At 74.4% G+C, this 24,093-nt stretch carries 20 protein-coding genes and 1 pseudogene; 8 read left to right on the forward strand and 13 right to left on the reverse strand.

Going from position 1 to position 24,093, the window contains the following annotated elements:
* From AC3A5R_RS17570 to AC3A5R_RS17585, 4 genes are read right to left on the reverse strand one after another with little or no spacing between them, the layout of a single operon-like run.
* The gene (locus tag AC3A5R_RS17570) at nucleotides 1-609 is read right to left on the reverse strand and encodes a CD225/dispanin family protein (protein ID WP_487622055.1); all 609 of its coding nucleotides are present in this window, start codon (nucleotides 607-609) and stop codon (nucleotides 1-3) included.
* Between the two features lie 18 nt (nucleotides 610-627).
* Complete coding sequence (locus tag AC3A5R_RS17575) at nucleotides 628-948, reverse strand: rhodanese-like domain-containing protein (protein ID WP_487622056.1); 321 nt, start codon at nucleotides 946-948, stop codon at nucleotides 628-630.
* Nucleotides 949-998: 50 nt separating this feature from the next.
* Entirely contained in the window at nucleotides 999-1,988 is a 990-nt protein-coding gene (locus AC3A5R_RS17580) for a DUF1648 domain-containing protein (RefSeq protein WP_487622057.1), read from the reverse strand.
* 1 nt (nucleotide 1,989) lies between these two features.
* Nucleotides 1,990-2,340 (reverse strand): GntR family transcriptional regulator, encoded by a 351-nt coding sequence (locus tag AC3A5R_RS17585; RefSeq protein WP_487622058.1) that lies wholly within the window; start codon nucleotides 2,338-2,340, stop codon nucleotides 1,990-1,992.
* A 54-nt stretch (nucleotides 2,341-2,394) separates the two neighbouring features.
* Between AC3A5R_RS17585 and pdxY the strand changes: the two genes are divergently transcribed.
* Nucleotides 2,395-3,243 carry a pyridoxal kinase PdxY gene (gene pdxY / locus AC3A5R_RS17590; protein WP_487622059.1) on the forward strand — a complete coding sequence of 283 codons (849 nt, stop codon included), beginning with the start codon at nucleotides 2,395-2,397 and terminating at the stop codon, nucleotides 3,241-3,243.
* 215 nt (nucleotides 3,244-3,458) lie between these two features.
* Nucleotides 3,459-4,679, forward strand: a complete 1,221-nt coding sequence (locus tag AC3A5R_RS17595) for an ATP-binding protein (RefSeq protein WP_487622060.1) — start codon at nucleotides 3,459-3,461, stop codon at nucleotides 4,677-4,679.
* 1 nt (nucleotide 4,680) lies between these two features.
* Here AC3A5R_RS17595 and AC3A5R_RS17600 read toward each other — a convergent pair whose 3' ends face one another.
* Entirely contained in the window at nucleotides 4,681-5,751 is a 1,071-nt protein-coding gene (locus AC3A5R_RS17600; RefSeq protein WP_487622061.1) for a hypothetical protein, read from the reverse strand.
* Nucleotides 5,744-6,244, reverse strand: coding sequence for an RNA polymerase sigma factor (locus AC3A5R_RS17605; protein ID WP_487622062.1), 501 nt, complete (start codon nucleotides 6,242-6,244; stop codon nucleotides 5,744-5,746). The genes AC3A5R_RS17600 and AC3A5R_RS17605 overlap by 8 nt, the downstream gene beginning before the upstream one ends.
* Nucleotides 6,245-6,447: 203 nt before the next feature.
* On the opposite strand from AC3A5R_RS17605, the gene AC3A5R_RS17610 reads away from it, so the two are divergent.
* Nucleotides 6,448-6,906, forward strand: coding sequence for a hypothetical protein (locus AC3A5R_RS17610; protein WP_487622063.1), 459 nt, complete (start codon nucleotides 6,448-6,450; stop codon nucleotides 6,904-6,906).
* A gap of 19 nt (nucleotides 6,907-6,925) precedes the next feature.
* On the opposite strand, the pseudogene AC3A5R_RS17615 reads toward AC3A5R_RS17610, so the two are convergent.
* From AC3A5R_RS17615 to AC3A5R_RS17625, 3 genes and pseudogenes are all read right to left on the reverse strand, one after another.
* A pseudogene (locus AC3A5R_RS17615) lies at nucleotides 6,926-7,192 on the reverse strand (metal-dependent hydrolase); the annotation flags it as partial.
* Nucleotides 7,193-7,266: 74 nt separating this feature from the next.
* Nucleotides 7,267-8,793: a fatty acyl-CoA synthetase gene (locus tag AC3A5R_RS17620; protein WP_487622064.1), complete on the reverse strand. Its 1,527-nt coding sequence runs from the start codon at nucleotides 8,791-8,793 to the stop codon at nucleotides 7,267-7,269.
* Complete coding sequence (locus tag AC3A5R_RS17625) at nucleotides 8,790-9,641, reverse strand: enoyl-CoA hydratase/isomerase family protein (RefSeq protein ID WP_487622065.1); 852 nt, start codon at nucleotides 9,639-9,641, stop codon at nucleotides 8,790-8,792. Before AC3A5R_RS17625 ends, AC3A5R_RS17620 begins: the two co-directional genes overlap by 4 nt.
* Before the next feature lie 136 nt (nucleotides 9,642-9,777).
* Here AC3A5R_RS17625 and AC3A5R_RS17630 point away from each other — a divergent pair, with 136 nt between their 5' ends.
* The gene (locus AC3A5R_RS17630) at nucleotides 9,778-10,821 is read left to right on the forward strand and encodes a YdcF family protein (RefSeq protein ID WP_487622066.1); all 1,044 of its coding nucleotides are present in this window, start codon (nucleotides 9,778-9,780) and stop codon (nucleotides 10,819-10,821) included.
* A gap of 183 nt (nucleotides 10,822-11,004) precedes the next feature.
* Entirely contained in the window at nucleotides 11,005-12,078 is a 1,074-nt protein-coding gene (locus tag AC3A5R_RS17635; RefSeq protein WP_487622067.1) for an alkene reductase, read from the forward strand.
* Nucleotides 12,079-12,168: 90 nt separating this feature from the next.
* On the opposite strand, the gene AC3A5R_RS17640 is transcribed toward AC3A5R_RS17635, so the two are convergent.
* A complete protein-coding gene (locus AC3A5R_RS17640; RefSeq protein ID WP_487622068.1) occupies nucleotides 12,169-17,730 on the reverse strand; it encodes an ATP-binding protein in 5,562 nt (1,853 codons plus the stop codon).
* 155 nt (nucleotides 17,731-17,885) lie between these two features.
* Here AC3A5R_RS17640 and AC3A5R_RS17645 point away from each other — a divergent pair, with 155 nt between their 5' ends.
* Nucleotides 17,886-20,384 (forward strand): ATP-binding protein, encoded by a 2,499-nt coding sequence (locus AC3A5R_RS17645; RefSeq protein WP_487622069.1) that lies wholly within the window; start codon nucleotides 17,886-17,888, stop codon nucleotides 20,382-20,384.
* Here the strand turns inward: AC3A5R_RS17645 and AC3A5R_RS17650 are convergent.
* Complete coding sequence (locus tag AC3A5R_RS17650; RefSeq protein ID WP_487622070.1) at nucleotides 20,362-21,039, reverse strand: hemerythrin domain-containing protein; 678 nt, start codon at nucleotides 21,037-21,039, stop codon at nucleotides 20,362-20,364. The two genes, AC3A5R_RS17645 and AC3A5R_RS17650, sit on opposite strands and share 23 nt — an antisense overlap.
* Before the next feature lie 129 nt (nucleotides 21,040-21,168).
* A complete protein-coding gene (locus tag AC3A5R_RS17655; RefSeq protein WP_487622104.1) occupies nucleotides 21,169-22,065 on the reverse strand; it encodes an aminoglycoside phosphotransferase family protein in 897 nt (298 codons plus the stop codon).
* A 111-nt stretch (nucleotides 22,066-22,176) separates the two neighbouring features.
* Here AC3A5R_RS17655 and AC3A5R_RS17660 point away from each other — a divergent pair, with 111 nt between their 5' ends.
* A complete protein-coding gene (locus tag AC3A5R_RS17660) occupies nucleotides 22,177-22,590 on the forward strand; it encodes a hypothetical protein (RefSeq protein ID WP_487622071.1) in 414 nt (137 codons plus the stop codon).
* Nucleotides 22,591-22,643: 53 nt separating this feature from the next.
* The gene (locus tag AC3A5R_RS17665; RefSeq protein WP_487622072.1) at nucleotides 22,644-23,267 is read left to right on the forward strand and encodes a thymidine kinase; all 624 of its coding nucleotides are present in this window, start codon (nucleotides 22,644-22,646) and stop codon (nucleotides 23,265-23,267) included.
* 178 nt (nucleotides 23,268-23,445) lie between these two features.
* Here AC3A5R_RS17665 and pyrE read toward each other — a convergent pair whose 3' ends face one another.
* Nucleotides 23,446-24,003, reverse strand: a complete 558-nt coding sequence (gene pyrE, locus AC3A5R_RS17670; RefSeq protein WP_487622073.1) for an orotate phosphoribosyltransferase — start codon at nucleotides 24,001-24,003, stop codon at nucleotides 23,446-23,448.
* Between the last annotated feature and the right edge of the window lie 90 nt (nucleotides 24,004-24,093).

Below are 24,093 nucleotides of genomic sequence, written 5' to 3' on the forward strand. Positions count from 1 at the left end.
TCAGCGCCCGGCGAGCATCGCGATCCCGTTGAGCGTGCCGAAGAGCAGGAACGCGCAGGGGATCGCGACGATCGCGGCGATCGACCAGCGCCGGGCCGACCGAGACGCCGCTCGCGCCTGCTCGTACCGTCCGGCGGCCCAGTGCGGCGTCACCTGCAGCGACCGGATGAGCGCCACGAGCCCGAACGGGACCGCGAAGAACACCAGGGCCAGCAGGGCCAGGCCGAGGTAGGTCGGCGGCTGGCCGGGCGAGAGGGCAGGGGCGGGCCGACCGGCGCCGTAGCTCCAGCCGGTGCTGTAGCTGCGTCCTCCCAGTGGCGTGACGGTGATGCTGAACGAGGACTGGGGAGGTCTCGACGGCGGCGGCGGCGGCAGGTGCGGCAGGTGGGGCAGGGAGGGCGGAGGTGGCGGCGGCGGCGTGGTCGCCGTGGGTGGCGCCTCCGGCGTCTCGGAGTTTAGGGGGGTCTCCGGGGCTGCCGCGGTCCCCGGTGCGGGGGCGTCCGGAGGGTCGAGGTGGGGCAGCCAGGCCGACCACTCGTCGGACGTCGGGTCGGGGTTGGGGTCGCGCGACGCGTCGTGCCTCGGGTCCGGTGCGGACGCGTCGACCATGGTGCTGCTCCCGACCCCTCAGATGATCCGGGCGTCGCCGTCGGCGACGACCGACTTGCCGGCCCGCTCCCACTCGAGCATGCCGCCCTCGACGTTGGCGACGTCGTACCCCTGCATGACGAGCCACTGCACGGCGCGGGCCGAGCGCCCGCCCATGCGGCACACGATGCCGACGGTGTCGTCGGAGTCGGGCAGCTCGCCGAGGCGCGCCGGCAGCTCACCGAGCGGGATGTGGACGGCGTTCGGGGCGTGGCCGGCCTCCCACTCGGCGGGCTCGCGCACGTCGACCATGACGGCGTCGTCGGGCAGCTCGGACACGGTCGTCGTCGGGATGCTCATGCCCTCATCGTGACACGGCGGAGCGGGTGGCCGGCCAAGGTGGCAGCAGGTCAGGAGACGCGGGTCGCGAGGGTGTTGAGGACGGCGGCCGCCTCCGCCGCGTCGTCGACCGTGACGACCACGGGTGGTTCGCCGACGCGCTCGACGATGAGTGCCTCACCCCCTCGGGTGACGAACCCGCGCCGGCCGTCGCGGCCGATGCGCCAGCCCCACCCGCCGAACTCGCGCAGCGGCGACACGGTGGTGACGTCCGCACGGGCCACGCGAGCGAGCGGCGCGCGGCCCCACGTGACGAACAGGCTCGTGATGCGCAGCCCGTCGGCGTCGATGACGACCCGCGCCGAGCACGTCACGACGAGGAGGGCGACGAGAGCGGCGAGGAGCAGCAGCACCCACGGCTGGCCGACTATTGCGATGACGAGCAGCGGGAGCAGCGCGACGACGACCACGAGCGCGACTCCACGGCCGGGCAGGGCGGCGCGGCCGGTCCAGGCCAGGCGCGTCGTGTCGGGCACGGCGAGCCGTGGGGCGTCGGCCGGCACCGGCGGGCGGGTGGCGTCGAGCGGCGGGGGCACGACGCGGCCCCACCACCACAGCGCCAGCCCGACCGCGACGGCGCCGACGAGCGTCGGTACCACCCACGCGGTCGGGAAGGCCTGTGGCGGCACGCCGGGGCGCTGCGACGTGAGCCCACCGAAGGTCAGGCCGAAGAGGAGGACCGCGAGCGCGCCGGCGAGCCCGGCGAGCGGGCCGCGGCCGCTGCGGTGCACCGCAGCGCCGAGCCCGACGAGCAGCAGCGGCAGCAGCGCGGTCATGGCGGCGGCGGTGACGGTGGCGCCCGCGATCGACGCGTACCGGTCCGGCTGGCCGTCGACGCCCCAGTGCACGGCGATGCTCGCGGGCAGCTCGTCGCGCACCGACGTCGTCAGCGCGACGCCGACGACGGCGAGGACCGGACCGACGAGGGCGCTCGCGACGAGCGCGGCGGTGGGGCGCCGATCGGGGTGGCCGAGGTGGCCGGGTCCGGGGGCGGTGGTCATGTCAGTACTCGCTCTCGATGAGTCGGGCCAGGTCGGAAGGGGTCGCGCCGACGCGTCGCGCCTCGGTGACGAGCTCGGTGACGAGCGTGCGCAGGCGGGCCTCGGGCGCGGGGTCGACGGCGCTGACGACGGCGCCACGGCCGCGTCGGAGGTCGATCAGTCCCTCGTCGCGCAGGGACTGGTAGGCGCGCAGCACGGTGTGCAGGTTGACGTCGAGCAGGCCGGCGACCTCCTTGGCCGAGGGGAGCCGGTCGCCGCGGTCGAGCCGGCCGGCGGCCATCTCGCGACGGACGCACGCGGCCACCTGGACGTGGAGCGGGGTGCTCGAGGTCGGGTCCACCTGCCACAACATAGTTCTATTATGACTAGAAATAGCCAGGATGTGCAAGGCACTAGGGTGAGGCGGGTGAAGATCCTGTCGATCCAGTCCCACGTCGCGTACGGCCATGCCGGCAACTCGGCCGCGGTCTTCCCGTTGCAGCGCCTCGGCCACGACGTCTACCCCGTGCTCACGGTGACCTTCTCCAACCACACCGGCTACGGCGCGACCCGCGGCCCGCTCATCGCCCCGGCCGACGTCGCCGAGGTCATCACCGGCGTCGAGGAGCGGGGCGCCTTCCCGTCGATCGACGCGGTGCTCTCGGGCTACCAGGGCGCCGAGTCGGTCGGCGAGGTCGTCCTCGACGCCGTCGCCCGCGTCAAGGCGGCCAACCCGGCGGCGATCTACTGCTGCGACCCCGTCATGGGTGACGTCGGTCGCGGCTTCTTCGTGCGCGAGGGCATCCCCGAGTACATGCGCGACCACGTCGTGCCCAAGGCCGACATCGTCACGCCCAACCAGTTCGAGCTCGAGTTCCTGTCCGGCCGCAAGGTGCAGACCCAGGACGACCTCCTCGCCGCGGCGGACCACCTGCGCGACTCGGGGCCGGACGTCGTCCTCGTGACGAGCGCGCTCACCGCCGACACCCCCGAGGACTCGATCCAGATGGCCTGCGTCACCGGCGACGGCGCCTGGACCGTCACGACGCCGATGCTGCCGATGACGGTCCGCGGAGGCGGCGACGTCACGGCCGCGGTCTTCCTCGCCCACCACCTCACCGACGGCCCCGAGGTCGCGCTGCGACGCACCGCGGCCACGATGTACGCCGTCCTCGAGCGCACCCATGCCGAGGGCTCCGACGAGATGCTCCTCGTCGCCGAGCAGGACGCGATCGCGAATCCCGACGAGAAATTCGAGATCACCCGGGTTCGGTGACCCATTCCGGCGCCGGAGGCCGTATAGTCACAGGCGCGCCGTTCCGCATGACCACCCCTGACCGTGCGGAACGGCGCCTTTTTGTCCCTGTTTTCAGTGGAATTCGCCTCTAACGACGGGCAATTGCTCGCAGACCGTGCATCCGGCGGCGACACGCTCTCGCCCCGTATGCGGATGTCTCCGGTCTTCCGTAGAGACGCGTATAGCCTCCGATCGTGGACCCGATCACGAACCCGTACGCACCGGGCGCGGGCCAGCGTCCGCCCGAGCTCGCCGGACGCGACGAGCAGCTGCGCACCTTCGACGTCGTCCTCGAGCGCATCGCCCGCGGGCGCTCCGAGCGATCCATCGTGCTGACCGGGCTGCGTGGCGTCGGCAAGACCGTGCTGCTCAACGCCCTCCGCTCCTCGGCCGTGCGGGCCGACTGGGGCACCGGCAAGTTCGAGGCGCGCCCCGACCAGCGGCTGCGCCGGCCCCTGGCGGCGGCCGCCCACCAGGCCGTCCGCGAGCTGGCGCACCCCCGCGGCGAGGACGTCGACCAGGTGCTGGGCACCATCAAGGCCTTCGCGCTGCGCGACAACCCGACCGGCGCGAAGCTGCGTGACCGGTGGCAGCCGGGCATCGACGTGCCCACCGTCTCGGGGCGGGCCGACAGCGGGGACATCGAGATCGACCTCGTCGAGCTGTTCACCGACATCGGCGGTCTCGCGGCCGACGTCGGCAAGGGCATCGCCTTCTTCATCGACGAGATGCAGGACCTCGATCCCGACGACGTCTCGGCGCTGTGCGCGGCGTGCCACGAGATCTCCCAGTCGGGCCTGCCGGTCATCGTCGTCGGTGCGGGCCTGCCGCACCTGCCGGCCGTGCTCTCGGCGTCGAAGTCGTACTCCGAGCGGTTGTTCCGCTACTCGCGGATCGACCGGCTGCCGCGCGAGGCCGCCGACCACGCGCTCGTCGGGCCGGCCGCCGAGGAGGGCTGCGCGTTCACGCCCGACGCCCTCGACGAGATGTACGCCGTGACCGCGGGCTACCCGTACTTCATCCAGGCATACGGCAAGGTCGTGTGGGACGTCGCGCCCACCTCGCCCGTGACCGCCCAGGACATCCGGGTCGCCGTGCCGGAGGCCGAGAGCGAGCTCGCCGTCGGGTTCTTCGGATCGCGCTTCGAACGTGCCACCCCGGCCGAGCGCGAATACCTCCGGGCCATGGCCGACGCCGCGCTCACGGAACCTGCTGCGCTGCACGAGGATCCGCACCCCGAGGAGCGCGAGGCGGTACCGACCTCTGCCGTGGCCGATGTGCTCGGCCGCAAGCCGCAGTCACTGTCCCCGGCCCGCGACTCGCTCATCAAGAAGGGCCTCATCTACTCCGGCGAACGGGGCCTCATCGCCTTCACCGTCCCGCACTTCGGTCGGTACCTGCGGACCCAGTCCTGAGTCACAGGGGCTGGAGCGGCCCGGGCGGGTCGAGCGTGCGAGCGGATCGCGGCAGGTCCTCCCACTGCGGGGGGATCAGGACCCTGAGTCGGGGCCGGCCCTCGACGTACCCGGACACCTGCGGCAGCGGCACCTGGCGGTTCTGCCAGGTCCTGCCCTGGTCGAGGCTGACGACGAGCTCGTACCGGTCCGCGGCGACGCTCTGGTAGTAGGCGACCTCGCACTCGGACCCGCCCTCCGCCATGACTGCAGGGGCGCCGTCGTCCGGGATGTCGGCGGTGGCGAACGAGCCGTCGCGCTGCTGGATGACGAGGCGCAGGTTGCCGCCGATGCCGGCCAGCGCCCACAGTCCGCACCCATCGGCCGTGGGGGTGGCCCACCGGGTGTCCGCCAGGTCAGGACGCACGAGCCGCTCGACGGTGCGCGCGTTCGGGTCGAGCGTGCACAGGCCGACCCGGTCGGGACACTCGATGCTGGACACCCCGAAGCCGTAGCTGACGGGGCGTTCCCTGAACGCCAGCTCCACCGGCTGGGTCATGGTCGCCGAGACGAGGTAGGGGCCGGGGTGCTGGTGCGCCCAGTACCAGACTCCGGCACCCACCTCGCGGATCAGGCCGTCGTCGCCCAGGTCCTGCTGCTGGGCGGAGCCGGTCACGGCTCCGAGCGTGACGAAGCGGTGGCCGGCCTCGTCGGAGACGGCGATGGCCTCGCGCCCGAGGCAGTCGTGGTCGGGCCGGGGTGCCGCGCAGCGCTTCCACACCCGAAGGACCGTCGACGACCGCGTGCGGGACTGGAGCTGGGTGACGACGAAGGCGTCCGGGCTCCCGAGGACCTCGTCGGCGGTCCAGGCGGGCAGGAGCCGCGAGAGGTCCTCCGACGCGAGCGGCGCCGCCGACATCCGGGAGAGGGCCGTGACACCGAGCACGCAGGCGAGCACGGCAGTGACTGCTGCCCCCACGACGTGGACCGCTCTTCGCCGGCGAGCGCGACGCCGAGCCGCGATCATGTCGTCGAAGGGCGGCGGGTCGAGGAACCGCTCGGTGTCCCGCGCCAGAGCGGTCAGGTCAGACACGGGCCGCCGCCTCGAAGTCGCTCAGGTGTGCGGCCATCTCGCTGTGGGCCCGGGCCAGGCGCGCCCGGACCGTGCCCTCCGAGATGGCGAGCTCGCGGGCGATCTCGGCAACGGCCAGGCCGTCGAGGTGCCGCAGGACGACGGCGAGGCGCACCGGCAGGCTGAGCCGGCTCAGCGCGTAGACGACGGCGGCGTGCTCCTCGGGCACCCCAGGGCCGAGGTCGATGCTCGGCTCGGACCGCAAGGCCGGTCGGCCCCGCCCGACGACGCGGGCCCGGAGCCAGCGGTGGCGCAGCAGCGTCAGCGTGACCGCGCGGAGCCAGGCCTCCTTGTCGGCGGCCTCGGCGAAGTCGCCCCGGTGGGTGACGGCGACGAGGAAGGCCTGCTGCACGATGTCCTCGGCTTCGGAGCGGCTGCCCGACAGTGCGGTGCAGTGAGCCACGAGGCGCCGGTACGACCGTTCGTACACCGCGCGGACCAGGTCATCATTCATGTCGCCCCCTGCTGTCGCAGCGACCGTCTTTCGACGCTACGGGCCGGCGGGCCGGCGCCGCATCCGTGGATCTACGGGTATTCCCGGCGGGGCTCCCGTGGCCCGGGTGCCACGGTGCCCACCGTGGCCGGGTGACGCCCGGCCCTCCCGAACGGGTACGTACCGGGTCGTCCGCAGACCCACCGTCCGCCCCGGGAGGCGCCGTGCCGGCGTATCGCCTCGAGTCCGTCGCGCCCGCGCTGACCGCACGCATCGGTGCCGCGACCGCCGGAGGCGCCCGTCGCTTCGCCTTCGCGGCTGCGCGGCTCGCGTGCGGGGTGGCCGGCGTCCACGACCGCACCGCGCTCGACGTCGCGCGGGGCGGGCTGACCGCCGGGCCCGGCATGGACGAGCTCGTCGGGCTCTGGGAGCTCGAACGCCGCCTCGACGCCGCCTGCGACCGGGGCCTGGACCCCGACGCCGCCTACCCCGACCCGGCGACGTTGCGGCTGCACGACGAGTGCGCCGAGGCCAAGGCGGTGGCATCGGTCATCGCCGCCCTCAAGCCCGACGCGCACGACGCCGCCCGCGAGTCCGCGTACGAGGCGTGGGCCGCCGGGTGTGAGCCGACCGCGCTCGACGCCCTCGCCGTGCACCTCGAGGCCGCCGACGCGAGCCACTGAGGCCGATCGCACCTCGGGCTCAGTGGCCGGCCGACCCGACCCCGACGAGCTCCAGCGTCGCGTCGATGGACGGGAGCAGCACCTCGACGCCGCCGGCGAGCGAGAAGGTCAGCCAGGCGGCGGCGAGGAAGAGCGCCGGCCCGACGAGGAAGCGCTCCGTGGCGTGGTCGGTGCTGAGCGAGGCGTAGTTGTAGCGGTGCCGGTGGAACGGCCAGAACAGCGGGCACCCCTGCACGGTGGCCATGTCGCCGACGAGATGCGTCAGAGCGCCGACCGCGACGGTCCACCGAGTGCGTGCCGTTGCGGTGGCCGCCCGAGCCCGTGTCGGAGCGCAGCGCCGTCTGTCGACAGTGCCTCGGGCTACCCCTCGGCGAGGTCGTCGCGGAGGACCCGCTTGAGCAGCTTGCCGCTCTGGTTGCGGGGCAGCTCGTCGACGAAGTGGACGCGTTTCGGCAGCTTGAAGCCGGCGAGCGAGCCGCGGGCGTGCTCCACGAGCTGCTCTGCCGTCACCTCGTGGCCGTCCCGGACGACGACGACCGCGGTGATCGCCTCGATCCAGCGCTCGTCGGGAGTCGCGATGACGGCCACCTCCGCCACGGCCGGGTGCGTGTAGAGCGCGTCCTCGACCTCGCGGGAGGCGACCATGACGCCGCCGGTGTTGATGACGTCCTTGATCCGATCGACCACCGTCAGGTAGCCCGACGCGTCGCGACGCACGAGGTCGCCGGAGTGGAACCACCCGTCGCGGAAGGCCTCCTCGGTGGCCTCGGGCTTGTCCCAGTAGCCGGTGCACAGCTGCGGCGAGCGGTAGAGCAGCTCGCCCGGCTCGTCGACCTCGACGTCGCGGCCCTCCGGGTCGACGACCCGCGCCTCGACGAACAGCACGGTCCGGCCCGCCGCGTCGGGGCGCTCGTCGTGCTCCTCCGGGCGCAGCACCGTCGCGAGCGGCCCGATCTCCGACTGCCCGAAGCAGTTCCAGAAGCCGAGCCCGGGCAGCCGCTCCCGGAGCCGGTCGCGCACCGGGCCGGGCATGATCGACGCGCCGTAGTAGGCCTTGCGCAGCGACGACAGGTCGGCGGTCGCGAGGTCGGGGTGGTTCGACAGCGGCACCCAGACCGTCGGGGCGAGGAAGAGCGACCCGGTCCCGTGGGCCGCCACCTGGCGCAGGATCTCCGCGACGTCCGGCCGTGGCAGCAGGTGGTTGGTCGCGCCGACGGCGAGGTAGGGCAGGAGGAACACGTGCATCTGCGCCGAGTGGTAGAGCGGCATCGAGTGCAGCGGCGCGTCGTCCTCGCGCAGGTCGAGCCCGACGATGCTCGACACGTACTCGTGGACGAGGGCCCGGTGGGTCATCATCGCGCCCTTGGGCAGGCTCGTCGTGCCCGAGGTGTAGAGCAGCTGCACGAGGTCGGTGTCGGCGCGCTGGACGGTGAGCTCGGGCACCTCGCCGGCGCGCCACGCATCGAGCACGGCGTCGCCGGTGCCGTGCAGGACGAGCACCTGCTCGATCGCCGTGTCGCCGCGGACGGACTCGACGCCGTCGCGCAGGCCGGTGTCGACGAGCGCGACCCGTGCACCGCAGTCTCGCAGGAGGTAGCGCAGCTCCGGCCCGGTCAGTGCGTAGTTGATGGGCACGTGGACGAGCCCCGCACGGGCGCACCCGAGGAAGGCGAGCAGGTAGGCGTCGGAGTTGACCCCGACGGTCGCGACCCGGTCACCTCGGGCGAGGCCGAGCGCCAGCAGGTGCGCCGCGGCCCGCGTCACCGCCGCGTCGAGCTCGGCGTACGTCCACGTCCGGTCGGCGAAGACGAGGGCGGTGCGGTGGGGGTGACGTGCGGCGCTGCGGCGCACGACGTCGTCGACGGTGCTCGAGGTGGTGACGCTCACGGGCGCTCCTTGGGCTCGGTGGGCTCGGTGGGCTCGGCGTTCCCGGTGGGGTGGTCGTGGGGGCCTGACGCGTCGCCGCCGAAGGCCTGCAGCAGGCGGTCGGCGTCGGGGGTCGTCGACAGGCGGCCGATCGTCGCGGCCTCGTCGGCCAGCTGCTCCGCGTACGGACGGTCGGGCGCGGCACGGAGCAGGCGGGCCGCCTCGCCGACGGCCATCGCGGGCTGGGCGACGATCCCGGCCACGACGGACTCGACGCCGGCGTCGAGATCGTCGGCGGCACAGACCTGCCCGACCAGCCCCCACTCGAGCGCCGTGGACGCGTCGATGCGCAGCCCGGTGAGCAGGAGCAGTGCGGCCCTTCGCGGGCCGACGACGAGCGGCAGCAGCGCCGACACGCCGCAGTCGGGCGAGAGCCCCACCGCGCCGTAGGCGGCGAGGAACGTGGCCCGCTCCGAGGCCACGACCACGTCGGCGGCGAGCACGAGACCGAGTCCGGCCCCGGCGGCCGGCCCCTGGACCGCCGCGACGACCGGTACCGGCAGCGTCCGCAGGCCGGTCAGCGCCTCGTGCAGCACCCCGGCGAGCTCGGCGACGAACGCCGACCGGTCGGGCGCGTCGGCCATGGCCCGGACGTCGCCGCCGGCGCAGAAGACGCGGCCGGTCGAGCGGAGCACGACGCACCGCAGCGCGTCCGGCCCGACGGCGTGCGCGAGCTCCGCGAGTCGCGCCACCGCCGCGCGCAGGGCGAGCGCGGTCGGCAGGTCGAGGGCGTTGCCGGCGTCCGGGCGCTCGAGGCGCACCGTCGCCACACCGTCGACCACGTCCACCACCGGCAACGACGTCGTCACGTCGCCATCCTGCCCGCCGGGCCCCGACCGGTGCGGCGATCGGCCGCTGTGTCTCGCCCACCGGTCGCCCGTAGGGTTGGGGCATGACGGACCGGGCCCGAGGCGGCAGCGACCTCGCGGCATGGGGTCCGACGGCGTGAGGGTCCCTCTCGACGTCGCCGGCGTGCTCGTCGCCCTCGTGGCGCTGGTCCTCGCCCTCTCGTGGAGGCGCCGTGAGCCGCGCCGGTGGCGGGTCGGGGTCGCCCTGACGGTCGTCGCCTGGGCCGCTGCTGCCCTGGTCCTCGAGCGCCTCGACGCGCTCCTCGACGGCACGCACCGCAGTGACGTCGTCGTCCTGGCCCTGCCCTGGGTGCTCGCCCTCGGCGTCGGCGGGGTCCTCCTCGTCAACGGGGTGCGGATGGTCCGGCGGGAGGGGCGCACGCTCGGCAACCTGCTCGCCTTCCTCCTCGGGGCCGCGATGACGGGGGCGACGCTGGTCGGGGTGGCCCTGCTGTGGTTCGGCTCCGCGCCCGGACCGGGGGCCGGCCCGCTCGCGGTGCTCGGCGTGGTCGTCCTGCTCCTGCCCGGCTACCCGGCCCTCGTCATGCTCAGCTACCTCCTCTACTGCGTCGTCTACCTGCGCCGCAGGCCGCGCGCCGCGCCGGCGGCCGTCGTCGTGCTGGGGTCCGGGCTCGTGGACGGGCAGATCCCCCGTCTGCTCGCGAACCGGCTCGATGCAGCGGTGTCCGTGCTGCGCGCCGAGCAGGCCCGCGGCCGGTGCCCGGTGCTCGTCCCCTCCGGGGGCCAGGGCGAGGACGAGCCGATGTCCGAGGGCGCCGCGATGACGACCTACCTCGCCGACCGTGGTGTCGACCCGGCCGGCATCCTCGTCGAGGACCGGGCCACGACGACCGAGGAGAACCTCGTCCTCTCGCTGCGCCTGCTCGCCGAGCGCGGCGTGCAGGGCCCCGTGCGCGTCGTGACGTCGAACTACCACGCCGGCCGTGCCGCGCTCCTCACCCGTCGGCTCGGCATCGACGCCGACCTGACCCCGGCCCCCACCGCCTGGTACTTCCTGCCGAGCGCCTTCCTGCGCGAGGTCGTCGCCGCCGTCACCTACCACCCGTGGGTCAACGTGGCCGGCCTGGCGCTGTGGGCGGCGTTCACCGGCGTCGTCGCGCTGGCCGTCGTCCCGGGCTGAGCCGGGGCCTCACCGCGCCGCCGTCCGCCCCCGTCCGCCGCCGTCCGCCCCCGTCCGCCCCCGTCCGCCCCGTCCGTGACGCCCGCCACTGCGCCCGGCGTGTCGGGAATGTTCCGGCGGCGCCGCGTCGTTGCCCACGACCGTACCGATCGTCGAAATGTCAACGAACGAGGAGCTGTCCCCATGTCGCGTGCCTTCGAGAGCATCCGGGTCGGAGCCTTCGACCTGCCCCAGCGGTTCGTCATGGCGCCGCTGACGCGCAACCGCGCGGGTGCCGGCGGCGTGCCCACCGACCTCAACGTCGAGTACTACCGCCAGCGCGCGTCCGCCGGCCTCATCGTCACCGAGGGCACTCAGCCCTCCGCCGTCGGCCAGGGCTACCTCGACACCCCCGGCATCCACAGCGACGAGCAGGTCGCCGGCTGGCGCCGCGTCGCCGACGCCGTCCACGAGGAGGGCGGTCGCGTCGTCGTCCAGCTCATGCACGCCGGCCGGATCGCCCACCCGGAGAACAAGAACGGCCTCGAGTCCGTCGCGCCGAGCGCCATCGCCGCGCCCGGGCAGATGGTGACGGCGAACGGCCAGGAGCCGCACCCGGTGCCCCGTGCCCTCGAGACCGACGAGGTGCCCGGCATCGTCGCCGACTTCGTGCACGCCGCCCGCCAGGCCCGCGCGGCCGGCCTCGACGGCGTCGAGATCCACGCCGCCAACGGCTACCTGCTGCACCAGTTCCTCGCGCCGTCGAGCAACACCCGCACCGACGCGTACGGCGGCTCGCCGGAGAACCGCGCCCGCCTCGTCGTCGAGGTCGCCCGTGCGGTCGCCGAGGCCATCGGCGCCGACCGCGTCGGCATCCGCATCTCGCCGGCGCACAACATCCAGGGCGTCCTCGAGGAGGACGCCGCCGACGTCGCCGCCACCTACGGGTACCTCGTCGACGCCATCGCGCCGCTCGGCCTGGCCTACCTCAGCGTGCTGGCCGACCCGGCCTCCGACCTCGTCCGCGACCTGCGCCAGCGGTTCGGCGGCCCGGTCGTCGTCAACACCGGCTTCAGCGCCGTCACCGACCTCGAGGAGGTCGAGGACGTGCTCGCCCGCGACGACGCCGACCTCGTCGCCGTCGGCCGCCCGTTCCTGGCCAACCCCGACCTCGCCCGACGCTGGCGCGAGGGACTGCCGCTCAACGAGCCGAACCCGCAGACGTTCTACGGCGGCGGCGCCGAGGGCTACACCGACTACCCGTACGCCGCGGCCTGATCGAGCCCGCTCTGCATTGCTCCACGTCGTGAGCCAGCCGCCGGTCGTGCCGGCGTGGCCCGTCCGGTGGAGCAATGCAGAGCGTTCGGCCTAGCCGTCCAGGCCCGCCTCGACCGCGGAGATGATCCGCGGCCTGATGTCGTGCGGTGCGACGACCTCGTCGACCGACCCGACGGTGACGGCGCGCTGGATGCTGTGCACGCCGTCGAACTCCGAGGCCACCTGGCCGAGCTTCTCGGCCCGGACCGAGCTGCGCACCTCGGCGAGCTCGGTGGCCAGGCGCGCCCGCTCGACGCCCGACGCGGCCGCGACCTGCTCCTGCAGCTGTGCGACGCGCGGGTCGGCGGACGTGCGCGCGTCGACGTCGCGCGAGAATACGACGGCCGCGGCCGGCGCCCCGCCGAGCACCGAGGCGAACGAGCCGTCGACGGCGAGGACCGTCATCCGCGGGTTGAGCGTCTTGGAGAACACGACGAACGCGCCACCGTGGTACCGGGACACGACGGTGAAGACGATCGGGCCCTCGAAGTTGACGATGGCGCGGCCGATCTCGGCGCCGTACTCGAGCTGGAGGCTGCGCATCGACTCCGGCGAGCCGTCGAAGCCGGACAGGTTGGCGAGCACGACGACCGGGCGGTTGCCGCTCGCGGCGTTGATGGCGCGAGCCACCTTCTTGCTCGACCGCGGGAACAGCGTGCCGGCCGTGTAGGTGTCGGGCCCGTCGGTGGGCGGGAACCCGCGCCGCGGCACCGGCTTGGACTCGATGCCGATGAGCGTCACCGGGATGCCGCCGAGGTGGGCGTCCTGCACGACCGCGGTCTCGGCGTCGGCCATGCCGGCCCAGCGCTCGAGCGGCTCGTGGTCCTGGTCGCTGACGGCGCGCATCAGCGTGCGGATGTCGAACGGCTTCTTGCGGTCGGGGTTGGTGACCGCGGAGAAGATGTCGCCGACGGTCTTGAACCCCGACTCCGGCAGGTCGTGCGGGTAGAGCGTGACGTCGCGGTGCGACGGGTCGCTCGTCGGGACGCGTCGGGGACCGGACTCTCCGGGCGCCACGTACGCGTGGTCGTAGTGCGCCATGAGGATGGCGCGCGCGCCGACGAGGTCCTTGGCCCAGTACTGCGCCTGGCCGTTGGGACCCATGACGCGGTCGTAGCCGCCGATGCCGAAGTTGTCCTCGGCGCTGACGCCACCCGAGAAGTCGAGCGACTGCTTGCCGGTGAGCACCATGGCGCTGTCGGGCGTCATGACGAGGATGCCCTTGGTGTGCATGAGCATCGTCGCCTCGGCGTTCCAGTACGGCTGGGCGCCGACGTTGATGCCGGCGACGACGATGTTGATCTCGCCGCCCGCCTGGGTGAACTCGATGATCCGCTTGAGCGCGCGCGCCACCCAGTCCATGTTCTCGGTGCCGGAGTCCATCGAGATGCGGGCGCCGGCCGAGAGCGAGTACCACTCGAGCGGCACGTGCATCCGCTCGGCGAGGTCGATGGCGGCGATGATGCGCGCGCACTCGGCCTCGGCGACCGAGCCGAGGGAGCGCAGCGGGTCACCGGAGAGCACGACGCGCGTCACGCCCTGCGGGTGCCGCTGCGTCGGCGTCGTGACGACGGCGACGATGATGCCGGCCTTGTTGAGCCCGACCGGGCGGTCGACCGGCACGAGGGCGCCGGTGTCGTCGAGGTCGTGCTCGAGGACGGTGCCCCCCTGCCCGGCGATCATGGACTGCAGCTCGTACGGGTAGACGAGGCCGCGGCGTCGGGCGCGCACCACCTTCGACGCGTAGTCGTCGAGCGGCGCGAGCGGCTCGGTGGGCGGGGCGCCGACGGACGCCTCGACGCCCGAGCCCGGCTGGTAGAAGAAGCGCCCGGCGATGGGGGCCGGCTTCTGGTCCGGCGCCGTCGCGACATCGGCCTGGACGAGGACCTCCTCGATGCCGGCACCGGCGGTCAGCGGGGCGATCTTGCCGCGCAGCGCCGTCAGCTGGCCGAGGTCGGCCTCGATCGTCGGCCAGATCTGCACCCACACGTGGTTCATGTCGAGGCGTGAGCCGCCCGGGCCGCGGCTCGCCCGGACCCGGCGGATGGCCTCGAGGCAGTTGGCGATGGCGCGCTCGACGTGCGGCAGGCCCGACACCTGGCCGTGCTCGTCGCGCACGACGACGATCTGGCGCACCTGGGCGAGGGCGACGAGGCGTCGGTCCTCGGGGTTGTCCTTGGCGACGCACTCGTAGAGCAGGACGTCGTCGGGGGCCTCGAGACGCGTCACGTCGAACGCGGTGAGGCGCCACAGGTTGAGGCGGCGGCCGACCATCGGGTGGACGCCGCGGACGAGCCGGTCCTCGACGAGGCGGCCCTCGACCGGGCGGAAGGTGAAGTAGTCGACGTGCCGCTCGACGCCGGCGCTGACCGCCACGGCGACGCGTCGGGTGTCCTGGGCGAACGGCAGCTCCTGGAGCAGCGCCGCCAGCCGGTCGCTCGCCTCGTCGGGCGACTCCGGCTCGTCGGGCCAGCGCAGGTAGAGGTCGACGACCGAGTGGCTGCCCTCGGTGCGGGCCCAGACGTCGGCCGACACCGCGGTGTCGAGGGCGCTGCCGGGCACGAGCTCGTCGACGGCCCCGATGCTCGAGGTCAGGTGGGTGTGCCGCTCGTCGAGGGTGTAGTCGGCCGTCGCGAACGGGCGGCCGCCCTCGGTGAAGGTGCGCAGCGCGTGCAGCTCGTGGCCACGGTAGTGGCGCTTGATGAGCACCTCGAGCATCGGCTCGTGCTGCTGGATGCCCTCGGGGGTCTCGGCCGACGCGTACAGCCGCTCGGCGAGGAAGCGCACGATCTGCTCGGGGATCGCCGCGAGCTCGTCGACGCGCAGGGCGTGGTCGGCGGCGTCGCTGTCGGCCGCGAGCGCGGCCACCTTGTCGCGGACCCCGGCGAGCACGCTGGCGCGGCCCTCGTCGACGAGCGGCTGGTCGAACCAGCGGAACCGGACGCTGCGGGCGAGGTCGCCGATGACCGGGAAGCGCAGCTGCGTGGCGACGACGAGGCGGTCGAGCGCGTCACGGGCCGACGCGTCGAGCGGGGCCGCCGGCACCGGCTCGGCGAGCCAGCGCTGCAGGACCGACGTCGCGAAGGCTACCTCGGGGGCCGAGCGCTGCTGCGACAGGAAGATGCGGAAGACCGCCTCCTCGAGCTCGGGGGTGCGCTCGAAGTCGGTGACGCCGTAGTGGCGCAGGACGCGGGCGAGCTTGTCGCGGAAGTCGGTCGGCAGGCCGGCCCGGTCGGGGTCGAGGCTCTGCAGGTAGGTGTGGAAGAACTCCTTCGGGCTGTGCACGAGCAGCTCGGTGTGGCGCTCCTCGAGCGCCGGGCGGTTGCGGCTCAGCTCGGCGAAGTCGCTGATGAGGTCGAGGATCGCGATCTCCTCGGTGAGCGGCTCGTCGCCCCGCGTGCCCCCGGCGGCGAGCTCGTCCCGGGCGGCGAGGTAGGCCGCGAGGGTGCCGCGGTCGCCGCCGTCGGCGCCGCCGTCGAAGCCGAGGACGGTGGCCGAAAGGTCGGCCAGGCCGCGGGCCGCGCGCTGCTGCGCGGTGGCGGTGCCCGTGGTCGGCTCGGGCAGGTCGAGGTCGACCGACTCCTCGGCCGCGGGGCCGGCCTCGGCCACCTCGTCGGCGTCCTCGAGGGGCTCGAGGCGCACGAGCGGCGCGCCGGTCTCCACCTGGCTGCCGACGCTCGCGAGGATCTCGCGGACCCGGGCGGCCATGGGCGCGACGAGGACGGTCTCCATCTTCATCGACTCGAGCACGAGCACCGGGGCGCCCGCGGCGACCTCGGCGCCGACCGCGACCGGCGTCGCGACGACGAGCGCCGGCGCGGGAGAGCGGACGACGCCGCCCTCGTCGCGGCTGACGCGGTGGGTGACGCCGTCGACCTCGACGAGCTGCACGGGCCCGTGCGTCGCCGTGACGAGGCGGTGGCCGCGGCCCTCGACGCTGATGCGTCCGGCGTACTCGTCGATGAGGTCGAGCTCGGCGTCGACGACGTGCTCGGCGCCGCCGCCCGCGACCGTGACCCGGTAGCGGTGCGAGGCGGTGCGCAGGACGGTGACCTTGTAGGCGGTGCCGCGCAGCTTGAGGTCGATGGCCCGGCCCACGGTGTGCTGCACCTGCGGGCGGCCGCCGCGCGCGGACTCGAACAGGCGCGCCCGCTCGATGGCCTCGGCGTCCTCGTAGGCCTCGATGCCGGCCGCGACGAGCGCGACGCCGGAGTGGCGGTGCGAGACGAGGCGGCCCTCGGCCCGGACCCGGTCGATCCAGCCGGTGTCGGCCGAGCCGTCGATGATCTCGGGCTGGTCGAGCAGGTCGAGGATGAACGACTTGTTCGTCGAGCCGCCCTCGATGACGACGGTGGTCTCGGACATGGCGCGGCGCAGGCGGGCCAGCGCCTCGTCGCGGTCGCGGCCGTAGGCGATGATCTTGGCGATCATCGAGTCGAAGTCGGCGGGGATCGAGTCGCCCTCTCCCACACCGGTGTCGACGCGGATGCCGGGGCCGGCGGGGAACTGGAGCAGGCTGATGCGGCCGGGGCTCGGCGCGAAGTCGCGGTCGGGGTCCTCGGCGTTGAGACGGGCCTCGACGGCGTGGCCGCGCTCGGTGGGCCGGCCCTGCGGGAGGTCGTCGAGGCGTCCGCCGTTCGCGACGTGGATCTGCAGCTTGACGAGGTCGGTGTCGGTGACCGACTCGGTGATCGGGTGCTCGACCTGCAGGCGGGTGTTGACCTCGAGGAAGGCGAAGAAGCGCTCTCCCGGGTGGTAGAGGAACTCGACGGTTCCGGCACCCGCGTAGCCCACCGCGATCGCGAGCCGCTCGGCGCTGTCCTTGACCTCCTGCGCCTGCTCGGGGCTGAGCACCGGCGAGGCCGACTCCTCGATGACCTTCTGGTTGCGGCGCTGCACGGAGCAGTCGCGGACGCCGACGGCCCACGCGGTGCCCTGACCGTCGGCGATGACCTGCACCTCGATGTGACGGGCGCCGGTGACGAGCTTCTCGAGGAAGACGACGCCCGAGCCGAAGGCGCGCTGCGCCTCGTCGCGGGTGCGCTCGTACGCGTCGGTGAGGTCGGCGTCGGAGTCGACGCGGCGGATACCGCGGCCACCACCGCCGGCGGTCGCCTTGAGCATGAGCGGGTAGCCGATGCGCGCGGCCGCTGCAGTGGCGTCCTCGAGCGTGTCGACGCCGCCGCGGCTCCACGGCGCGACCGGCACGCCGACCTCCTCGGCGATGAGCTTGCTGCCGATCTTGTCGCCGAGCTTGGTCATCGCCTCGGCGCTCGGGCCGATGAACGTGACGCCGATGCGGTCGCACAGCTCGGCGAACGCCGGGTGCTCCGCGACGAAGCCCCAGCCGACCCACGCGGCATCGGCGCCGGTCTCACGCAGGGCGCGCTCGAGGACGGCGTAGTCGAGGTATGGACGCGCGGAGGCCGGGCCGAGGTCGTAGGCGCGGTCGGCCTCGCGGACGAACATCGCGCGGCGCTCGCCCTCGGTGTGGAGGGCGACGGTCTCGATGCGGTGGCCGTCCGGCCCGGCTGCGGCGTTGAGGTCACGCACCGCGTGGATGAGCCGCATGGCGGCCTCGCCGCGGTTCACGATGGCGATGCGCGAGATCATCGAGTGCTCCTTCGACCGGGGTCAGACGGGTGCTGCAGAGGTGCCGACAAGGGTGGTGTCGCACCCTGCAGCCTTCCACGCCACCTCGGTGACCGGCGAGTAGACAGGCCTGCCGTTCGCCCGTGGGCAGCTGGCCGGCACGCTACCGTCGGCTCGTGGTGGGGACCCCGGCCGTCGGCGCCTTCGGTGCGCGGCTCCGCGCCCTGCGCGAGGTCAGGTCCCTGACGCAGGAGGAGCTGTCGGATCGATCCGGCCTCAGCGTCAAGGCGATCGGCGCCCTCGAGCGTGGCGAGCGGCTGCGGCCGCACCCGCACACCGTCCGTTCCCTGGCCGACGCGCTGCACCTCGACGACGCGGAACGCGCTGAGCTCGTCGCAGCGGTGCCGCGCCGGGGCGAGCCGTCCGGGCTCCACGAGCCGGTGGCGGCGTCCGGGCCGGTCGGGCTCGGGAGCCGGCCGGCGGCGGGAGACGCCTTCGTGGCGTCGGGGCTCGCGCCGCTCTTCGGCCGCGACGAGGACCTGACGCGTCTCGCGGAGCTCTTGACCACGCGCGGCGCCCGGTTCGTCACGCTCACCGGGCCGGGCGGCGTCGGCAAGACGCGTCTCGCCACGGAGGTCGCGACGCGCGTCGGCGACGCCTTCCCCGGCGGGGTCCGGCTGCTCGACCTCGCGGCCGTGCGGGAGCCGGAGGACGTGCTGCCGCAAGTCGCGGCGGCGCTCGGGGTGATGGAGGAACCGACCGGCACCGTGCACCTCGTGGAGCGGATCGCGGGCCACCTCGCGGACCGTCGGGTGCTGCTCGTCCTCGACAACCTCGAGCAGGTCGTCGCGTGCGGGCCTCGCCTGGCCGAGCTCCTCGGGCGCGCTCCCGGGCTGACGGTGCTCGCCACGAGCCGCGCTCCGCTGCGGGTCCGCGCCGAGCAGGAGGTGCCGGTGACGCCGCTCGCACTCCCGGCCCTCGACGACGGGACGGATGCCCTGACCGACGTGGCCGGCTCGCCCGCCGTCGCGATGTTCCTCGACCGCGCCTCGGCGGTCGGTAGTCAGGTGCGCGGCGGCGCAGCCGACGCCAGCAGCGCCGCGACCCTCGCCGCCATCGCGCGCCACCTCGACGGGCTCCCGCTCGCCATCGAGCTGGCCGCGGCTGCGGCCCGCGTGCTCCCGCCCGACGCGCTGCTGTCGCGGTTGCAGGCCGGCGCCACCGACGTGGGCGTCGCGGGGCCGCGCGACCTGCCCGAGCGGCAGCGCAGCATGGCGACCGTGCTCGACGGCAGCATCGGCCTGCTGGAGCCCCGGCAGCGCGACCTGTTCCTGCGCACGGCCGTGTTCTCCGGCGGCTTCTCGCTCGACTGGCTCGCCTCCGTCGAGCCAGCGGCGGAGCCGGCGGTGGAGCCGGCCCCGACCGGCCGGCCCGACGACGTGCTGCCCCGGGTCGCCGCCCTCGTCGAGCAGGCGCTCGTGCTGCCGGCGCCCTCGCCGGACGGCGTCCCGCGCTTCCGCCTCCTCGAGCCGGTGCGGCAGCACGCGGTCACGCGGGCTCACGCTGCGGGCCTGGCGCTGCCGGCGGCCGACGCGCACGCCGCGTACGCCCGGGAGGTGGCCCTGGACGCGCACCGACGCCTCTGGTCGGCCGGCATCGGACCGGTGCTCGACCGCGTCGAGGCCGAGCGCGGCAACCTGAGGTCGGGACTGCTCCGACTCCTCGAGCTGGGCCGGATGTCCGACGCCGCCGACCTCGCCGGCGGCCTCTGGCCGTACTTCGCGATGCGCGGACGCGTGCGGGAGGCGCACGAGTGGCTCGAGCGCGTCCACGGCACCGGCACCACGACGGCCGTGGCGTGGACAGCGGTCGGCCGCATGGGGCTGATGCTCGTCGTCGGCGAGGTCGGCGGCATGCGCCTGCTCGGCGACCTGGCGATCCGGCTGTCCGAGCGCGCCGGCGACACCCTCCTCGTCGTGGAGGCCGCCCTGCTCAGTGGGCTCGGGGCGCTGTTCGCCGGTGACCTGGCCGCGGGGGAGCGGCTGCTGGCCCTGGCCGAGGCCCGGGCGGAGCACCTGGCTGTCGAGCAGGTCGGCCACCCCGACCCGCGGGCGTGGGCGCGGCTGCACGTGCAGGTGGGGCGCGGGCAGGCGCTCCTGCTCGCGGGCGATGCGGAGGGCGCGACCCGACTGCTCGAGGAGGCGGTCACCTCCGCGAGGGTGCTCGGCAACGAGTTCGGCCTCGCCACCTCGCTCAACACCCTCGCGACGGCACGACAGGTCGCCGGCGACGACGCCGCGGCCGCGGCGCTGCTCGGCCAGTCACTCGCGGTGTCGTTCCCGCTGCGGCTCGCCTGGACACTCGGCTACGCCGTCCCGGAGCTCGCCGGCGTGGCAGCGCGGTCGGGGCGAGCCCCAGCCGGGGCGTACCTGTTCGGCGCTGCGGCGACGCTCGGCGACACGACCGCGGTGGACCCGCACTACCCGCCCTCGCGTGCCACCTCGGACGCCGGGCTGGTGGCCGCCCGGGCGCGGCTGGAGCCCGACGAGTTCACGGCCGCGTGGGAGGCCGGTCGGACCGCGACGCAGGAGGAGGTGGCCCGCTTCGCGGCCGCGGTCGTCGCCGACATCGCCACCCCGGGCGCCGCGGACCTCAGCCTTCGCGGACGCGGCTGACGAAGCGTCGGTACTGCCGCGCGCCGACGGTGCGCAGGAGGACGCGGGCCGGCAGGGGCAGCTTCGCGAGCATCGCCCGACGCTCCTCCGGCGAGCAGTCCTCGAGGATGGCCCCGAAGAGGATCGGTAGCTGCGACCGCGCCATGGTGTCCATCCCGTGCTGCCCGAGGCTGTCCCACTCGGCGACGGTGACGTACCGCAGGCACAGCGGCAGGATCTCGCGCTCCTCGAGGTCGAGGTGCGCGGCGAGGTCGGCCGCGAACCGGTCGAGGACGTCGGCCAGCTCGGCGCTGCGCGCGGGGGTCGGGTCGGCCTCCCACGCGGGCAGCAGGTGCTCGACGCGCTCGAGGTGGTCCTCGACGCCGTGGTGCTGGGCCTGCATCGTCTCGACGAGACCGGTGGAGGGTGCGGCCCGCTCCAGCAGCGCCGGCCACAGCACGGCGTCCTCCCCGGTGTGGTGCATCTCGAGGCCGCCGACGACGAGCCGCAGCACCTCGGCGAGGGTCCGGGCCCGCTCCACGTCGCCGTCGGCGACCTCGCGGACGAGTCCCGGCAGCAGGCGCGTCTCGCGGCGGAAGGCACGGTGGATGATGACCATCTCGTGGACCCACGGGCGGTCGGTGGTCGGCGTGGTGGCGAAGGTCGTGGTGCTCACGGTGGTGCCTTTCGACGAGGACTGGCGGGTCTCCTCCAGCGTCGGGCGGTCACGCACGCGGTCCCAGCCACAGCGGGCCCACGCCACCCCCACAGTCGTGCCACGACGGCGGCGTCAGGCCACGTCCGGTCAGGTCAGCTCGGCGATGACGGCGCGCACCATCCGGCGGCCGTGCTCGGCCATCCGCGGGAACGTCTGCCGGTAGTAGCCGATGCCGGTCAGCGACGGCGCGAGGGCCCAGCCGCAGGCCCGCACCCACGTCGCGTCGTCCGGGGCCATGGCGTCACGGTAGGCGGCGCGAGCGGCGCCGGTGAAGGTCCAGAGGGCGGGGGCGACGTCGGGCGCGGGGTCGCCGACGCCGAGCGCACCCCAGTCGATGACGGCCGCGAGCCGTCCCGCGTCGACGACGAGGTTGCCGGGCTGCAGGTCGCCGTGGATCCACACCTGCTCGCGGTCCCAGTCCGGTGCGGCGAGGCACGCGCCCCATGCTCGCTCGGCCGCCGCGAGGTCGAAGCCGTCGTCGTGGCCACGCAGCCGCTCGAGGCCTCTGCGGACGGCGTCGTCGGCGTGCCGCAGCGGTGTGCCGCGGTGGCCGGGCGGCTTCGTCGGGCCACCGGTGGCGTCGACCGCCTGCAGGGAGCGGGTGAACGTCGCGAGGTCGCGGGCGAGCGGGACGTCGTCCGAACCGAGGCGCGGAGGCGTGGTGCCCTCGACCCATGGCACGACCGACCACGCCCAGGGGTAGCCCTCGCCCGGACGACCGAGGTGCGCCGGCACCGGGACCGCGGCGGGCAGGTGCGGCGCGAGCCCCGGGAGCCAGCGCGCGTCCGACTCGGCCTGCCCCGACGCGTACTCCACCTTCGGCATCCGGACCACGAGGTCGTCGCCGAGGCGGAACAGCACGTTGTCGGTTCCCTCGAGGTCGTCGGGCAGCGGTGTCACTGCTCGGTCGGCCCACTGGGGGCACTGGTCGTCGACGAGCCGGCGCACCAGCTCGGGGGTGGCCCTGACCTCGTCCTCATGCATCGGCACGCCGCCACGCTAGGCGTCGGCGCGTTCCACGGGCGAACCCTTTTGCAGGGCAGTACCGTCGGCGCACGGCGTGCAGAGGGGCGCGCTTCGTCGACAGGGGATGTCATGGACGCGACCTCGCAGGACGCCGGCGGCTCGCCGCACGTCGACCACCAGGCGCCGGCGCCGCCGGAGTACTCGGCGCACGGTCCGGAGTCGCCGCTCGCGGGCGTCGAGCGTGGCCTGAGCCGGCCGTTCAGCGTCGGGCTGGCCCTGCTGCTCGTCGTCGGGAACCTGCTGGGCTGGGCGTGGTTCGTCCAGCACCAGGACGAGCGGTTCGACCAGCTGGAGTCGCAGGTGTCCTCCGTCGACACCGGGCCGCCGCCGCAGACGACCGACGTCGCGCTCTGCTGGCTGCTCGGCGCGTCGGCGCGCACGGACGGCCGCGGGAGCGCGCTGGCGGCGCAGCTGTCGAAGTCCGGGGTGCTCGACGACTGCAGCGAGGCCGCGATCCGGGGCGCGAACGGGTACGGTCCGTGACGCGGGCGGGCCTGACGGCCGCCGTCGGCGCGGGGGGGATACCGTTGCCGCCCGTGACCACGATCGACGACGTCAGGCAGGCCGTCCGCACCGCGAGCGAGGTGTCGCTCGACGTCGTCCTCGGGCCGATGAAGTCGGGCAAGAGCCTCGAGCTCATCCGCCTGCTCTCGCCGCTGCAGTACACGCGCGTCAAGCACCGCGTCTACCAGTCGGCGCGGCACGTCCGCGACACCGGCGTCACCTCCCGCAGCGGCGGCGTCCTCACGACGACGAAGACGCTCGCCCTCGCCGAGGCCCTCGACGCCGAGCTCGACCTCGTCGCGGTCGACGAGGTGCACATGTTCGACATCGCCGACATCGAGGTCGTCGACCAGCTGCTGCGCCGCGGCACGCGCGTCGTGGTCGCCGGCATCGACCTCGACCACCGCGGCGAGCTCTTCGCGCCCGTGCGGGCGCTGCTCGAGCTCGGCCCCGACGCCGTCACCTACCGGCGGGCCGTGTGCGACGTGTGCCGCGACTTCAGCGCCACGCACACGCAGGTCCTCCGCGCGGGCGTGCCGTTCCTCGAGCGGCTCGGCGCCCCGGGCGAGGAGAGCGGGTCGGAGGCGCTGCCCGACGACGGCACGTTCTCCTACGAGGCCCGCTGCCGCACCTGCTTCGTGCGGCCGCGCGACTGACGCCGGTCACTCGCCGCGTCGGCGTGCACGGTGCGCCGCGGCCTTGACGCGGCTCTGGCACCGGCACCGTCACGGATGACGACCACGACTCCCGCGCGCGTCCGACGCTGAGCACGCCCGACGCGTCCACCGTCCGATGGTGGTCGTCATCCGGGACGACGGGCGTGCCGCGTTCGCCTCAGCCGGCGGCGGCCGCGCGGGCGGCGTCGAGGTCCGCGCGCGTCAGCACCGAACGCGTCTCCACCTCGACCTCGTGGAGGCGGTTGGCCCCGGGCTCGCTGCGGTCGATGGCGCACACGACGAGCCCGACCGACGCGTCCCGCTCCCGCAGCGCCACGGCCGCGTTGCGCACGGCGCCGCCGGTCGTCACGACGTCCTCGACGAGGGTGACGCGTCGCCCGGCCACGTCCGGGCCCTCGGCGAGCTTGCGGGTGCCGTACGCCTTGGCCTCCTTGCGCACGAAGAGCGCCGGCAGCCCGGTGATGCCGCTCAGCACCGTGACGATCGGGATGCCGCCGAGCTCGAGCCCGCCGAGCAGCTCGGTGTCCTCGGGCAGGAGCGGCACCATCGCCTCGGCGACGCGCCGCAGCAGGGCGGGGTCGCTCTCGAAGAGGTACTTGTCGAAGTACTCATCGGCGACGAGGCCGGAGCGGAGCGTGAACTCGCCTCGGAGCCGGCACGTGGCGTCGATGTCTGCCGCGAGGTGAGCGAGGTCGGGACGTGCGTCGGTCGGCATGGCCGCCATGCTGCCACCACGTCGCGCGACGGGCTGTGGCTCACCGGATGGAGCAATGCTGAGGGAGCGCAGCACCTCACCGGCGCTGCG

The sequence above is a fragment of the Intrasporangium sp. Soil_C_50 genome, assembly GCF_057656595.1.

Coding starts and splice junctions, on each gene's coding strand:
- AC3A5R_RS17640 (WP_487622068.1), bottom strand. CDS start 17,730: ATGATCTCGCGCATCGCCATCGTGAACCGCGGCGAGGCCGCCATGCGG.
- AC3A5R_RS17580 (WP_487622057.1), bottom strand. CDS start 1,988: ATGACCACCGCCCCCGGACCCGGCCACCTCGGCCACCCCGATCGGCGC.
- pyrE (WP_487622073.1), bottom strand. CDS start 24,003: ATGCCGACCGACGCACGTCCCGACCTCGCTCACCTCGCGGCAGACATC.
- AC3A5R_RS17585 (WP_487622058.1), bottom strand. CDS start 2,340: ATGTTGTGGCAGGTGGACCCGACCTCGAGCACCCCGCTCCACGTCCAG.
- AC3A5R_RS17660 (WP_487622071.1), top strand. CDS start 22,177: ATGGACGCGACCTCGCAGGACGCCGGCGGCTCGCCGCACGTCGACCAC.
- AC3A5R_RS17655 (WP_487622104.1), bottom strand. CDS start 22,065: ATGCATGAGGACGAGGTCAGGGCCACCCCCGAGCTGGTGCGCCGGCTC.
- AC3A5R_RS17575 (WP_487622056.1), bottom strand. CDS start 948: ATGAGCATCCCGACGACGACCGTGTCCGAGCTGCCCGACGACGCCGTC.
- AC3A5R_RS17605 (WP_487622062.1), bottom strand. CDS start 6,244: ATGAATGATGACCTGGTCCGCGCGGTGTACGAACGGTCGTACCGGCGC.
- AC3A5R_RS17570 (WP_487622055.1), bottom strand. CDS start 609: ATGGTCGACGCGTCCGCACCGGACCCGAGGCACGACGCGTCGCGCGAC.
- AC3A5R_RS17635 (WP_487622067.1), top strand. CDS start 11,005: ATGTCGCGTGCCTTCGAGAGCATCCGGGTCGGAGCCTTCGACCTGCCC.